7 protein-coding genes are annotated in these 14,139 nt (G+C 67.6%); 5 read left to right on the forward strand and 2 right to left on the reverse strand.

Annotated features, from left to right (window positions below; genetic code table 11):
• Positions 1-356: 356 nt before the first annotated feature.
• The gene (locus QOL99_RS08785) at positions 357-3,884 is read left to right on the forward strand and encodes a hypothetical protein (RefSeq protein WP_285523077.1); all 3,528 of its coding nucleotides are present in this window, start codon (positions 357-359) and stop codon (positions 3,882-3,884) included.
• 281 nt (positions 3,885-4,165) lie between these two features.
• Here the strand turns inward: QOL99_RS08785 and QOL99_RS08790 are convergent, their stop codons facing one another.
• Positions 4,166-4,687 (reverse strand): DUF1684 domain-containing protein, encoded by a 522-nt coding sequence (locus tag QOL99_RS08790; RefSeq protein ID WP_285523079.1) that lies wholly within the window; start codon positions 4,685-4,687, stop codon positions 4,166-4,168.
• A gap of 255 nt (positions 4,688-4,942) precedes the next feature.
• Between QOL99_RS08790 and QOL99_RS08795 the strand changes: the two genes are divergently transcribed.
• From QOL99_RS08795 to QOL99_RS08810, 4 genes are all read left to right on the forward strand, one after another.
• Entirely contained in the window at positions 4,943-9,976 is a 5,034-nt protein-coding gene (locus tag QOL99_RS08795; RefSeq protein WP_285523080.1) for an ATP-binding protein, read from the forward strand.
• A 790-nt stretch (positions 9,977-10,766) separates the two neighbouring features.
• Positions 10,767-11,423 (forward strand): type IV toxin-antitoxin system AbiEi family antitoxin domain-containing protein, encoded by a 657-nt coding sequence (locus tag QOL99_RS08800; RefSeq protein ID WP_285523082.1) that lies wholly within the window; start codon positions 10,767-10,769, stop codon positions 11,421-11,423.
• Positions 11,416-11,727 (forward strand): nucleotidyl transferase AbiEii/AbiGii toxin family protein, encoded by a 312-nt coding sequence (locus tag QOL99_RS08805; RefSeq protein WP_285523084.1) that lies wholly within the window; start codon positions 11,416-11,418, stop codon positions 11,725-11,727. The genes QOL99_RS08800 and QOL99_RS08805 overlap by 8 nt, the downstream gene beginning before the upstream one ends.
• 427 nt (positions 11,728-12,154) lie before the next feature.
• Positions 12,155-12,286, forward strand: coding sequence for a hypothetical protein (locus QOL99_RS08810; RefSeq protein WP_285523086.1), 132 nt, complete (start codon positions 12,155-12,157; stop codon positions 12,284-12,286).
• Between the two features lie 276 nt (positions 12,287-12,562).
• On the opposite strand, the gene QOL99_RS08815 is transcribed toward QOL99_RS08810, so the two are convergent.
• Complete coding sequence (locus QOL99_RS08815) at positions 12,563-13,783, reverse strand: ATP-binding protein (RefSeq protein WP_285523087.1); 1,221 nt, start codon at positions 13,781-13,783, stop codon at positions 12,563-12,565.
• Between the last annotated feature and the right edge of the window lie 356 nt (positions 13,784-14,139).

Genomic DNA, 14,139 nt, shown 5'->3' on the forward strand with positions numbered 1-14,139 from the left:
CGTTTTGGTCGACGGGTCGGGGAGGACCCTTCGTGCAGTGCTGGGTCACCACCCTGCGGAAGGTTTCGTCTGTCAGCGACGTCGGACGACCGGTGCTGGCGCGAACCGACTCCAGGGTGAGGGAACTCGCGGAGGAACTGGGCCTCGCCATCACCTGGAGAAGGATGGCCTGACGCTCCCCTAGACGGAGAGTCCGGTGGGGGCACCGCAACTGCCACCCATTCTCGGGTCACGTGCCGCTTCTCAACGGAGCAGAGATGGCATGTGTCCTTTGCCTTGCCCCCGTTGGTGCATGTCAGGAGGGCGCGCGCGGTATCCTCGACAGCCGGAGGTGTACGGTCGCCGAGAACCCGGCCTTGTCCATTCCCGCGCGTGAGATTGCTGCCCTGCTCCAGGGCTGCTCGGCGATCGAGGTGCTGAAGACGGCAGCGGGGCTGCAACTGCTGCCTGGGCACGCGCACATGCTCGCGCAACTGGAGGCGCTGGCCGCCGGGGCGTGTGCCTGCCGTCCAGTGGGGCGCCGTCCCACACGTGAGGAACTCGGGCAGATCCTGTGCTCCGAGCTGCTGTGCGACGGTCCCATCGCCTGGCAGGATGATCCCTACGAGCACCATTTCACCGAGCTGTTCGACTTCGACGAGGGGCCCTACCTCGTCTTCCCGGGGGCGACGACCGGGGGGACGAGCGTGCTGACCAGTCTGGCAGGCGGCCTGCGGCTCGGTTCCGAGCATCTGCCCCGTGGCTTCACGCGCGAGGCACACCGCCTGATCACCAGTGCCCTGCGTCTCGCCGATGCCGTAGTCAAGCGGGCTGGGCTTCCCCGCCTCACGCCTCCCTCCGGGCCTCATTGGTTAGCCGATGGGACGGTGCATCCCGAACTGCCCGACCCCGCTACCCTCGCTCGGATCCGGGTCGCGGTGACCTTCAAGCAAACGGAACTGTCGGCCCTGGTCGGTCTCGTGGGTGCACGGGAACTGTTGCTGCACCTCGGCCTCAAGCTGGGCCGGCTCTCTCCCGACGCTCCTGCCGGTCAGGGCAACCCGCTGCTCCTGCGCCCCATGGTCCAGTCCGGTCAGGAGGTGATCGTCGCCTGTCCCCACGCGCTCCTCGCCGCCACCGTCAGGGCCGTCGTGCGTCTCGCGCAGGAACACGGGGTCAGCGAAGCCCTGACGGCGTGCGTAGCCCAGGCAGGCGAGCAGCGTACGGCTCTGGCCCTCCACCGTCTCGGTGTTTCCCAACTTGGCATTCCTCTGGAGGCCTCACCCTTACCGGGTACCCGGCAATCCCTGCACCTGCTGGACGCCGAACTCCTCCTCCACGTCGTCGTCCTCACGGAACCTGTTGCTGAAGTCAATCCCGCCCAATGGGTCGGACGCTGGGACCTGGACCTGCCGGACTTTCGTCCAAACCTGCCCCCCGACCTGCCCCCACACGACCTCCTGACCCTCGTGGTGGTCGTTCACCTGGGGGACGCGTTCCGTTTCAGCATGGCCCCGGCAGGCCGAGCTTCGACGCTGCTGCTGGAGCTGGACGATCTGGAGACCTTCGCCACCGCCCACCGGGAGGAGCCCCTCGCCCTGTATCGCCTTCACCAGAGCCAGCAGGCCCTGGCCGGCCAGGTTGAGCTGCTGGTCAGCTCGCCGGTGGAACTCCTCGCCTTCTGCTGCCAGCATGGGTTCGTCCGGTCGTTCCCGTTCGAAGCAGGAACTCCGCTGCTGCTCGGCTCGGCGCAGGCCGCGGAGTGGCGCCGCGGGGTCAAGGCGGCCAGTGACCGGCACATCGTGCCCTGGCTGGACGGCGTCTCGCTCCTCCCCGTCGAGCGGGCGAAGGACGCCCCTCCCGGCGTCTACCTGCCGGTCGTGTCCCCCTGGAGCCGCCGCGCCATGGTGGTCGAATACGAAGGAACGGCGGTTTGGGTGCTCGACGGGGACGGGCAAAATCTCGTAGAAGGGTCGGAGGTCGGGGAGCCACAGGAGGAGGATCCAGACCGACCGACAGGTGACGTCGTTCAGGCCCTCGCCGTGTGGCTGCCCCAGCTTCTCCCCCTGCTGCCGGAACTCGGGCGGCCCGCCCTCGCCCTGATGGTGCATGCGCAGGGAGACCGGTCCGACCCCCACTTCGGCCTCTTCGCGGACCGAAAGGCCGGCCTGGCCCACCTGCTGCTGGGCCAGGACTTTGCGGAGTTCCTCAGGGAGCCGGACAACACGGCGGAGCGGCACCTCCTCGCGGCCGCCCATCACGTGCTCTCCGAGCTGGTGACCGGGCGGCCGCCGACGCCGGAGCAGACCCGCGCCGCCGTCGAGCACGTCGCGCCCCGAGGCGACAAGCGCGTCATCTTCTCGGTGCCTCTCGGCCTGAACGCCGAACTCGATCCCCGCAACCTCACCCGTCCCCGGCTGGTCCAGGTCGCCGAGTGGCAGGCCGCGCAGGTGGTGGTGGGCCGAACGCTCGCCTCCGAGTCCGGCTGGACCGCCGGGCCCGTCTCCCGGCTCGACCGGAAGGTCATGGACAAGGCCAATGGGCTGCTGTTTGACAAGCTGCGGGGGCTCCTCGCCACCTGTGACGGACCGGCCCTGCTGGAGGCCCTGCTCTCCCTGTACGAGGCCCTGCGGCACGACGTCGCCTGGCTCTCGCACACGGGCGTCACCCGGCAACTCGCGTACGGTCCCTATGCCCGGCGAATCGAGGGCCGGCATCACATCACGAGTACGGCCCTGCGCTTCCTGATCGAACTCGTGGTGGCGGAACCCCCGGCGGGGCGGCGGCCACCGTCCCTCCTGCTGGTGGATGAGCTGATCGCCACGGCGGTCGCGATCGTGGACTACGGGATCGCGGGGGATGCCCTGCAGCACGGGTTGGGGAGGGTGGAGGCGGAGTGCGGCCCGGACGGCGCCCTGCGGGTCCAGGCACCGGAGTACGCGGCCGCGAGCGCTACCCAGGCCACGCTCCTCCTGAGCCGCAGCATGGAGGCGAACAACGCCGCCCGCTACCGTCACCTGGAGGAGGCGGAGGAGACCGAGCCGGACTGGAGGCTGGACTGCATTGACGAGGTCTGCCGGAGCCTGTACGGGTTGACGTTCCGGGACCTGATGGGGTTCCTGAACGAGGTACAGAACATCGGCGACCGGTTCGAGGGGCGGAACGCGCGCCTGCCGCTCCCCGAGTTTCTGCGGGTGTTGCGGGAGCGGTCGGGCTGGCCGCTCGGAAAGGTCCTGCTGGCCCTGGCCCCCCTGGTCCTGACCCCGCGGCCGGACTTCCTGGCCCCGCCCGAGCCCTACCGGCCCTCCGACGTGTTTCCCTGGCAGTTCAACCGTGAACTGTCCCTGGCGCGTCGTCCCCTGCTGCTGGTTCCCGGCACCGCGGGGGAGGAGATCGTGTGGGGCAACCGGGTGGTGGAGGGCGCGAAGCAGTACTGGGCCTCCAGCCTGTTTGGGGACGGGCGTCTGTCCATTCCCGATCGGGCCGCCCCGCTGCGGCCGGAGGCATCGCGTGCCCTGAACCGGTTGCGGGAGGCCGCGGCGGTGACCTTTAACGCCATGGTGGCCGAGGTCGCGTGGCGCCACGGGTGTGAGGTACGCCAGAACGTCCGCAAGATCGGAAAACTCCGACTGGTGCTGGACGGGGGCGATCTGGAAGACGTCGACGTGCTCGCCGTGGACCGCCACCGGAGGCGGGTGTGGGTCATCGAGTGCAAGGACTACACGGTGGCCCGCACGCCGGTGGAGTTGGCGAGTGACGTCGAGGCGCTGATCTGGGGGAAGCGGCGGGCCAGGGGCGGGCGGGAACGCGCTCTCCTGGAACGGCACCAGCGCCGCGCCGACTTCGTCGCCAGCCATCTCCCCGAGGTTTTGGGGGAGTTTGGCATGACGGATGAGGGCTTTTAGACCGTATCGCCGGTGTGTGTGATGAGCACCCAGCCCTTCGACCTGATGACGCAGATGGCGGCGATCCCGTTGGTCTCGGTCGGGGAGCTGGAGGCGCTGTTCATGGAGCCAGCGGACCAGACGTGAGGAGGAAGCAGGGGGAGAGCTGAGCAACGTTCTGGAACACGTCCTGATCCCCCGCAAAGCCAATCAGCTCTACCGGCCCGGGTTATGGAAGCGGCTCATCTCCTTCTCGGCCCGCACTGCCCGCTCGACACGGAGCCCATCTCGCCGGGTCCGGCTCAGTGAGCGTCCCTGTACCTCTTCTCTCCCACGGGGACGGGAACCGACAGCATGTTTTCCGCTGGCGGCAGCGTGCAGTTCCAGCGGTCCCCATAGGCACAGTAGGGGTTGTAGGTCCGGTTGAAATCCAGGGTCACCCAGTCGTCTTCCCGCTTCACCTCCAGGTACCGGGCCGCCCCGTAGGTCTCCCTGCCGCTGGTGGCATCCCTGAAGGGAATGAAGGCGTGAGCCGGTTCTGTCAAGGAGGAGAAGATCGTCAGCTCGGCCTCCCCTTCCGGGAAGGGAACCGAGACCCTGGCACTGCGCAGGTACGGGCGATTCTGCCCCTTGCTGGTAGACAGCTCGACCGTCTCCGGATCCGCGAGCCAGTCCGGCCGCAACCGAAAAACATAGCGGTCGTCGACTTCGAAATGTCTCGTCCCCGTGAAGGCTGAGCGCTCGTCGTCCGTCAGGACCTCGTTCCGGAAGTAGGCCTCACGGTCCCGGCGCTCAGCTGCCACGTCTCTCGCGTCGTCAGGCATGGCGCCAGTGTAGGGACGAGCTGCGCGCCCCGTTGCCTCGGATGTGCCGGCGGGGCCGCGGGGGCAGCTGCTGGCCGTCCGAATGCCTCGTCCGGGAACTGGCCTCCTGAAACAACCCCGGCTGTAGAAGGAGGCGCAGTATGGCTGGACGAACGCGCCCGCGCCGATCCCATCGCCCACCATTGAGGCCCCTGAGCCCTGGGGAGGCCGACATTTATCCGGCGTTCGCCCACGCGGCACCGGTAAGATCGTCGTGTGTCCGAGCCCCGCTCCCAGGTCAGCAACCCGTTCTCGACGGGAGCGGGAGGACCGACCTTCGAGGCCAGGGTCCAGACGGCCTTCACGGTCCACCTACTCACCGGCACCTACGCGCCCTGCCTCCCGACCTGGCCGATCGTTCACCTGAAGCTGCAGGGCCGTCATCAGGGGTATGAGACCGACGACTTCATCGCCACCGTGGAGGACCCGGCCACCGGGCGCCGGGCCCGGCTGCTGGCCCAGATCAAACACGACGTGTCGTTCACTGCCGGAGATGCGGTCCTCGTGGAGGTCATCCAAGCCGCGTGGAACGATTTCCGGAGCGACGGCTTCGAGTGGGGGATCGACGCCATAGCCCTGATCACCGGTCCGCTCGTGTCCGCCGACCAGCGGACCGTGCCGCCGCTCCTGGAGTGGGCGAGGTTCTCCGAGGACGAACGCGACTTCCTCGGCCGGGTGGCGACAGCCCGGTTCAGCAGCGAGGGGAAGCGCCGGAAACTGGAGGCGCTCCGTGGGCAGCTCGCCCGGGCGAACGGCGGCCGGGAGGTGACGGACCGTGAGCTGTGGGACTTCCTGCGTCACTTCCACGTCATCGGCTACGACCTGGACCAGGAGCGCGGGGGAACGCTCCAGTCGACACTTTCGCTCATCGCCCAGCGGTCGGGCCGTCCTCCCCATCTCGTCTGGTCCCGTGTGCTCGACCACATCGGATCCCTCGACATGAACGCGGGCGTCGTGACCGTCGACAATCTCCCGGAAGACATCCGGACCCTGTTCGACCATCTGGGGCCGCTGGACACCCAGCGTGACCTGCAGCGGCTCGCGGAACGCACGGAATGGGTTCTGCGAGACATCAGGACTGACATCGCCGGGGCACATGTCGAGCGCCCCGAGCTCGTCCTCGACCTGCTGACCCGCGTCGGGAGGCATCCGTATCTGCTGATCGGCGGCGCACGGGGAACCGGGAAATCCGCTCTCGCCAGAGAGTTGGCCCGCAGGTGGTCGGGCTCGGCACCGGTCTTCGCCCTGCGGACGGAGCAGCTGGGCAAAGCGACCCTCGACGAGGTCCTCACGGCCATGGGCGTGACGGCGAGCCCGGACCGCATCGCCGGGGCCCTCTCGCTGTCCCCCACCAAATACCTGATCCTCGAGTCGCTGGAGAAGGTGCTGGAGCTTGAGGTGACGTCCGCCTTCGAGGAACTGCTGGCCTTCCTCCAGAAGTCCGGGGGCTGGGTCGTCGTCATGACGGCCCGCGACTACGCCGTTCCCAAGCTGCTGTACACGGGGCTGGCGCGGTACCTCACCGCCGAGCACGTCGCCACGATCCCGAACTTCACGCGGGAAGAGCTGACGCAGCTGATCGAGGCTCAGCCCGGCCTCGCCGAGGTGGGCCGGAACGAGAGGTTGTTCGAACTGCTCCGGAACCCCTACCTCGCTTCCCTGGCGGTTCAGGCGGTCAGCAGAGGCGGCGAGTTGCGTCAGGGTGACGGCGAACGCGAATTTCGGCAGCTCGTCTGGTCGTGGGTCATCGAGGGGTGCCGCCGCGGAGAGGATCTCCGGCGCCGCGCGACGTTCATCGCCATCGCGCGGGACCGGGCGAAACGGATGGTCTACGGCGTTCCGCAGGCCGACTACGACGCCGACGCCGTTGTGGGGCTGGAGGGTGACGGGGTCCTCAGGCAGGAGCAGGGGCTGGTCTATCCGGCCCACGACGTGCTGGAGGACTGGGCCATCGAGGAGTTCATCGACCTCGAGTACCGGCGGTCGCTCCGGGCGGACGCAGCGTTCCTCGAGGCCGTCGGCAGTGAGCCGGCGATGGTCCGGGCCTTCAGGCTCTGGTTGCAGCGGGCCCTGGGTGAGGAGGCCGACTTCTCGACAGTTCTCCTGTCCTTTCTGAGGGAGCCGACCATCCCCGACCACTGGCAGGACGAGGTCCTGGCAACCATCCTCCTGTCGGACCATCCGGCTGCTTTCCTGGGCGCCCTCCAGGGCGACCTGATGGCGAACGGCGCCCGGCTGCTCGACCGCTTGTGCTTCACGCTGCGTGTCGTGGCTCAGACGCCGGGCGAGGTCGGTAGTGACGAGCGCCTGGCGTCGCTCCGACCCTACGGACAGGGCTGGCAGGACGTCATCGCCTTCCTGCAAGGCCGCCCCGACGCACTTCCGGAGGCGCTCCTGCCGAACGTCGTCGCGCTCCTCGAGCAGTTCGCCCGGGCCATTTCGCTGTCCGGTGATCCTCCGGGAGGAAGCCAGGAGGCCGGGCTCCTGGCGCTGCACCTGCTGCGGGTCCGGCGCACGGATCACCGGAGGAGCCCGCTCACGGAGACGCTGATTCGTGTCGTCCTGCGGACGGCGGTGGCCACGCCCGACGAATTTCGCCACTTCCTACAGGAGGACATTCTGACGGAGGGTCGGGACCGTGCGGGCTACGCCAACACCTTCGAAGACATCGCGCTCAGAGGGCTCGAGGGCGCCTTTTTCGCGAAGTCACACCCGGACGACCTGATCGCCTTGGCACGCTGGACATGGACTGACCATGACGAGGACGACGCTCGGCTGCGGTTCGCACCGTATGGACGGCGGGACATCGACGACATCTTCGGCCTGGGAGGGACCCGACACGATTACGGCCTGGTGAGTGGGGCCAAGGGGCCGTTCGTCTGGCTGCTGCGCTTCCACTTCTGGAAGGGGTTGAACTTCATCCTCGAGCTGTGCAACGAGGGCGTCCGCCGCTACGCCGAGTTTCTCGACGGGACCCCGGAGCAGGATCGGCACCACGACATGTGGGAGGTCGAAATCCCGCTGAGGGATGGCAGTACCAGGCAGGTCTATGCCTCGCCTGATTTGTGGAGCGCGTACCGCGATCTCGGCAATCTTCCCGGAGTCGTCAAGTGCGCCCTCATCGCCCTGGAAAACCAGCTCATTGAGTTTTCCGAGCAGGCCAGGGGCACCGAGGTTAGGGAGCAACTCCGCCACGTTTTCGACCACATCCTGCGGCACAGCGACTCGGTTGCGCCGTTTGCCGTGCTGGGCTCCCTGGCCACCGGCTTCCCCGGACTGTACGGGGAGGTGGCGCTCCCGATCCTCAGTGTGCTCGAGTTCTACCAGTTCGACCTGTCCCGCAGGACACACGACAGCAGCAACACGTCACGCCTCTCGGGGATGGCGTTCCCAGGCGATGAACTCTCCTTCCTGCTCGCGGACGAACGCAACCGGTCGAACGCGAGACCGTGGCGGAGGGAGGGCCTGGAAGACCTGATCGTGCGCCTGCAGTTCTCAGAGTTGCAGGAACAGGCGTTCGCCGCCGTGGATGCCGTGAAGAGGGCGTGCCGTGGGACGGTCAGCGAGCGCTTCCTTCTCCACCGCATCGACGTGCGGGAATGTGAATTAGAGGCCGGGCCCGAGCCGGGGACCGTCCTCGTCCGCGGAGGTCCGCTCCCCGAGGATTTGAAGAGGCTCCAACAGGAGAACGGGGAGACGAACCGCCGGTTCGGCGAACTGTGGGCGGCGGGAGAGCCGGGGCGCGCGGGGAAACACGGCGAAGCCACAGAAGGCGAGGCCTCTGAGCACAAAGCTTTCGAGAGGGCCAGGGCGGCCCTCGAGTCGCTGAGCACGCCGGAAGAAGCCTTCATGCACAGGACGCATCTCCTAGAGAGCATCGCTTCCTTGTTTCAAAGGCGCCACTTGGAGTTGAGTCCTGACGACCTCCGCTGGACGCAGGAACTCTTCCAGCAGGAATTGAGCGAAGTTGGGGACGAGGACGATATTCAGGGGGACGCCCACGGGTATCCGGAGGACCGGAGATTGATCGCCGAGGTCTTTCCGCTGCTCCTCAGGCACGCCCGAACGCCCGAGGAACGGAGCAGGGTCGTCGCCCAGCTCGTCTCGGCCCTGACCCACCCGTCCGGTGCCGTCCGAGAAGGGGCGGCCAACGGCATCAGACGTTCCCTGTGGGCCGACGATCCTCAACTGGCCCAGCAGCTCATGAATGGGGCGTTGGAGTACGCGCGCTTCCAGCAGAACTCCCTCGAACGGCGCTGGCGGCTACGGCAGCATGAATTGTCGGCGGTCGAGCGTGGCGGGCTCGCCGAGCAGTTGCGGCAGGATCTGGCGACCTTCAGGCGAAACTTCCTCGCTGCCCCGCCCCCTAAGGATCTGAATGCGGTGGACTTCACCACCCACAGTCCGTGGTTCATGCTCCCTCCATGCCTGACGGTTCCCGATCGCTCGGCGGACCCCCTCCACATCGGCCTCTACCGGCGCATGTTGATGCTGCTTGGGGAGGATGACGGGCTGAGGCACCGACATTCCGAAGCGGACCAGGAGAAATTTCCACACGAGGACCGAACAAAGTTCGAGCAACGGTTCGCCTCCTTCCTCGCCACGCTCCCGGAGGCCCATCAGGTCTTCGGCGACACCCTCCGGCAGGTGTGTCTCACCTCGCCCCACCTCCTGCGATGGCTTCTGACCTGGCTGTTCACCGCCAGTGAGAAGGCCGGTTCGATGGAGGAATACTGGCGTATCTGGGAGGGACTGGCGCCCACCGTCCAGAGGTTGGCCCGCGAGCACGACCCGGAGAGTTACGGCCAAAGAGACCAGGCGGTGCGTGAACTCCTCCGCGAGTTCATGCATGCCGGAACCGACTGGAACCTCAATGTGGCGCGTGAGACGCGACCGCTAAGTGGCGGAAAGGCGGCGATCCTCCGCTTCGTGGCGGAAACCGGAGGGCATCCGGACGTCCTCGAGGGCCTGGCCTCCCTGATCTACACCTTCCCTGAGGACTTCTTCTTGGAAGGCGTTCAGGTGCTCGCCCCCCACGTCCGGCAAGAGGACAGTCACTCCAGGTTGACGGCGAACGCCAGGTTCTACATCGAGACGGCGGTGGCGAGATACCTGGGCGAACATTCCGGCAGGATCCCGAAGGCGGCTTACGGGGCCTGTCTCGCCCTGCTGACCGCCGCCAAAAGGACGGGGTCGGCGCGGGCCTTCTACCTGCGCGAGAGGCTGCTCCGGCACCACCGGGCGGCGTGACGGTTGGGGCACACGACTTCCAGCTTGAAAGCTCATTCCTCATTCGATGCCTAGAGGAGGAGAGCCTACCGATCGCGTTTGACCTGTCCTCTACCTCGTCGAGACTTCCCAGCAGCACCAGCACCTTCAGCCGCCCGACGCAAGGTGTAGACCCGCCCCGACGTTTACATGGGGTTCGTTGGCCTCCGGGACTTCGGGGTTCGCATCCGCACGGTCCACCCCGCCTCCTCCTCACGCCCGGCGTTCGGAGAGGTGAATCGGCACGCGAAGAGCTGCCGCTCGTACACGTCAGCGTTGCATAACACTTGCTGGAGCGCGGTGCTCTCCGCCGCATGAAGCGGCCGGTCCTCCCGCCACCTGTCGAGGTCCGGGAGGGATAGGCTCGCCACCCGGCACAGGGCGCGGGAAAGGTGCCGCTCCCCCACCCCTGCTCGCGCCGTAGGGTGTCCACCGATCTCAGGAAGCGCCGGGGCAGCGCCAAGCTTACTTGTGCCCCGGCGCCCGAAGAGGCGTCCCCACCACGGGAGGCGCGGTGGGTAGTTGGCCGCGATGCCGCGGTCCACTGCTTTCTACTCCTGCTTCTGCCACTCGCGTAGCCCCTCGACCGCGCGCTCCCGGCGGACTTCCTCAGCGTCTAGGATCGGCAGCACGTGCGTCTCTAGAGAGCGCCAACTGAAGGAGTGTTTTCCTCCGGCTCCTCGTTTTGGGACGGACACCCTCTCGGGTCCTTGGCCACCACGAGCAAGAGGTCTGTAGAAGGTGTTCAAAAGTGATAGTTTTTAAGTCAATCATGCCTGAAGCTTTGAACACTTCCCTCGAGCGACGTTGGGCGACGTTTCGGAGGCGGACTCCTCCCGAGCGGGCGCGCCTGGTGACCGCGGCGCAACTGAAGGAGGCGGGATTCCAGGGCGTGGAAGTCACCCGTCTGGTGGAGCGGGGCCAACTCGAACGGGTCGAGCGTGGCGTGTACGCAGTTCCCTCGGCTGGCGGCTCCGCCAGCAGCCACGCCGAGCGCCTCGCCGAATTGCAACTCCGTTTCCCCAAGACGGTCGCCTGTCTGGAAAGCGCCGCGAGTCTCCTGCACCTCACGACCGCCGAGCCCCTGGAAATCGACCTCGCCCTCCCGAGGAGGAGCGTCGGCCGGACCCCCCAGGCTGGTGGCGTTCACTTCCACTGGATGACCGACGAGGTCTACCGCCACGGCCGGACCGTCGACACCAGCACTGGCACGCCCATCCGCACCTTCGATGCCCCGAAGACTGTGGCCGACTTCTGCGCCCGCCGCCACAAGCTTGGCCGCAGCACCTACCTGACCATCCTCAAAGCCTACTTGGAGCGTGGCGGACCGGGCGGTACACCGGGGGCGACCTCACCGCTGCTCGCCGCCGCCCGGGTGTGCCGGGTGGAGAAGGTCATCCGGGCCGACCTGGCGGTGCTGCGTGCCTGACAGGATCGTCAAGAACCCGGTGGCCAGCATCGCCGCGCGCCTCAAGAACGAGGCCGCCGCCCTGGGTCTCACGCCCGCGCAGCTTCAGGTCATGCCGCTGCAGATGGCCTACGCCCACCAGGGCTTTCTGGGCCGGTTGGACCTGAGCGCCCACGCGGGGCGCTTCGTCCTCAAGGGCGGCGCCAGCCTCTTCGCCCGGTACCGCGAACTGGGCCGCCCCACGCGCGATCTCGATCTCGCCGCACAGGGTCCTCCGGCCACCAGACCACCTGGCTACAGGCTCAGGCTGACCGGCGTGACCTGAAGGGGAGCTGCCGTGAGCGCCGTGTTCGTCGTCTTTACCTGTCGCGTTCCCTCGGANTCTCGATCTCGCCGCACAGGGTCCTCCGGCCACCAGACCACCTGGCTACAGGCTCAGGCTGACCGGCGTGACCTGAAGGGGAGCTGCCGTGAGCGCCGTGTTCGTCGTCTTTACCTGTCGCGTTCCCTCGGAGCGGGCGGATGTGCCTCGGCCTGTCACCCAGCCCTCTCAGGGGCGCCGGGCCGCACCTCAAGTACCACGCGCCTACCCGTGCCCACGGGCTGGTAGCTCCCTCTCCAAAAATCGCCCGGTCCGGCACCTGACCGTCCTGCCGGGATTGCGCAAGCCTCCCCCTGTCGGTGTGGTGCTCCACCGCGCATCTGTTCCCGCTGACGACTTCCGCCACGAACATGGCTTCCGGGTGACCACGGTGGAACGCACCCTTCGCGACCTCGCAGAGGCCCGGCTGGACGACGCCCTTCTGGAGCAGGCCCTCGGCTCGATCCTGCGCCTGGGAGAGATCAGCTCCGGGCAAGCCGAAGCGCTGCGCCGCAGGGTCTAGGGGGCCGATGAAGTTCGCCACGGCCGCGGGATTTGGCACCTGGCTCGAGGGTATGGACGTCACCCGGCCGCGGACGCAGGTCGTCTTCGGGCGATTCCGGCACCGCGTGTTCCAGGCTCAGGTGGAGTGGGTCCGGAAGGGCGAGTATGCCCTGGAGGTTCGTCTGCGCGGGCGAAGTTCAGCCAGACCAGGACTTTAGAAGAGGATTGCCCCAGTCGCAGTGGACGCGGTGAGCCTGAGGCGCAGACCTTGCCCCGCTTCTGCTTGGGGCGGTCCTTAGCCTCGCCACTGCCACAAGGCGCCGACGGGCAGAGCGTGCAACCGCTCGCCGAAGGGCAGCACTCGCTCCCCAGTATACAGTACTACGCCCCTGTGAAAGCGTGCGCCAGCGTCTTCTTGCAGGGCCTGGAGTCCCCGAAACTCCCGGTTGGAGACGGTCGCGCTGGCCTTGACCTCGACCCCCACGACCCGCCCGTCGCGCGCCTCCAGCACCGCGTCCACCTCTTGCCCGCCTGCCGTGCGGTAATGATAGAGGGCGACGTCCACGGCACTCCATCCCCGCTGGCGGCTCAACTCTCCCACGACGAAGTTCTCCAGCAGGCCGCCCAGCAGCGACCGGTCGCGTTCAAGGCGGGCCAGGGTCAGCCCCTGCAGGTGGGCACTCAGGCCGCTGTCGGGCAACAGCACCTTGGGGGCCTTGATCAGCCGCTTGCCCGCGTTGGTCGACCAGGCGGGCAGGGTGTCCACCAGGAACAGGGCGCGCAGCAGGTCCACATAGCGGGTCAGGGTGACGTTGTTCAGCCCCGCATCCCGCGCGAGGTCGCTCGCGTTGAGCAGGTTCCCGCTGCGCAGGGCCAGCAGGGTCAGCAGGCGGGGCAGCTCGGTCACGCCGCTGATGCGGCTGAGGTCCCGCACGTCGCGTTCCATCAGCGTCCGCAGGTACGCGGTGAACCAGGCGGCGCGCCGGCGCTCGCTGCGGCGCGAGACGACCTCCGGGTAACCGCCCTGCAGCAGGCGGGGCAGGAGGTCGTCGGGTGTGGTTGCGGCGGGCAGGTCCTCGCCGAACGCCGCGGCGATAAAATCCTCGTCCACGCCCGCGAGTTCGCCCTGCGAGAGGGGCCACAGCTGGTGGACGCTCATCCGCCCGGCCAGGGAGTCCGCGACCCGCGGCAGGGTCAGGACGTTGGCGCTGCCCGTGAGCAGGAAGCGCCCCGGACGGCGGTCCCGGTCCACGCTGGCCTTGAGCGGCAGCAGCAGCTCCGGGGCCCGCTGGATCTCGTCAATCAGGGCGCCGCTCGGCAGGGCCTGGAGAAAGCCCGCCGGATCGGCCCGCGCGGCGGCGAGGGTGCTCAGGTCGTCCAGCGTGAAATGCCGGTCAGCGCGGGTCAGGCCCGCGGCCAGGGTGCTTTTGCCCACCTGGCGCGCTCCGACCAGCATCAGGACAGGCGTATCCTCCAGCGATTCCTGCAAGATCGGCGTGAGATGCCTTGGCAGCATTCAGATAGTTTAACACCTGCCGTCAAAATATCTGATGAAAAGGCAGACGGGAGGTGATCGTGCATCTTTCGCTGTGCTGGTTTGACTGCAAGCCCGGTCATCGCTAGGGTGGCCAGCGACTCGGACCTGCCGGGAGGAGCGGAGGCTGGGAGTGTTCCAGACCATGGCCCGCCTCCCGCCAGCGGAGCGTTGTCCCAGACAGGCCCCGCACCGGCGGTGGCGAGGGCGGGTCAGAGTGATTTGCCCTTGTGAACGGCGTATGGGCTCCTCACCGGATCCGGTCTGCTCCCCTTGTCCTCCTGCACCTCTTCGAGGGTGTTTGAAAAGGGTGTCAGTAGGGGTCAAGACGGCGAAGC

This window comes from Deinococcus rhizophilus, from assembly GCF_030271215.1.
GTDB lineage: Bacteria > Deinococcota > Deinococci > Deinococcales > Deinococcaceae > Deinococcus > Deinococcus rhizophilus.

Coding starts and splice junctions, on each gene's coding strand:
- QOL99_RS08815 (WP_285523087.1), bottom strand. CDS start 13,783: ATGCTGCCAAGGCATCTCACGCCGATCTTGCAGGAATCGCTGGAGGAT.
- QOL99_RS08790 (WP_285523079.1), bottom strand. CDS start 4,687: ATGCCTGACGACGCGAGAGACGTGGCAGCTGAGCGCCGGGACCGTGAG.
- QOL99_RS08800 (WP_285523082.1), top strand. CDS start 10,767: ATGCCTGAAGCTTTGAACACTTCCCTCGAGCGACGTTGGGCGACGTTT.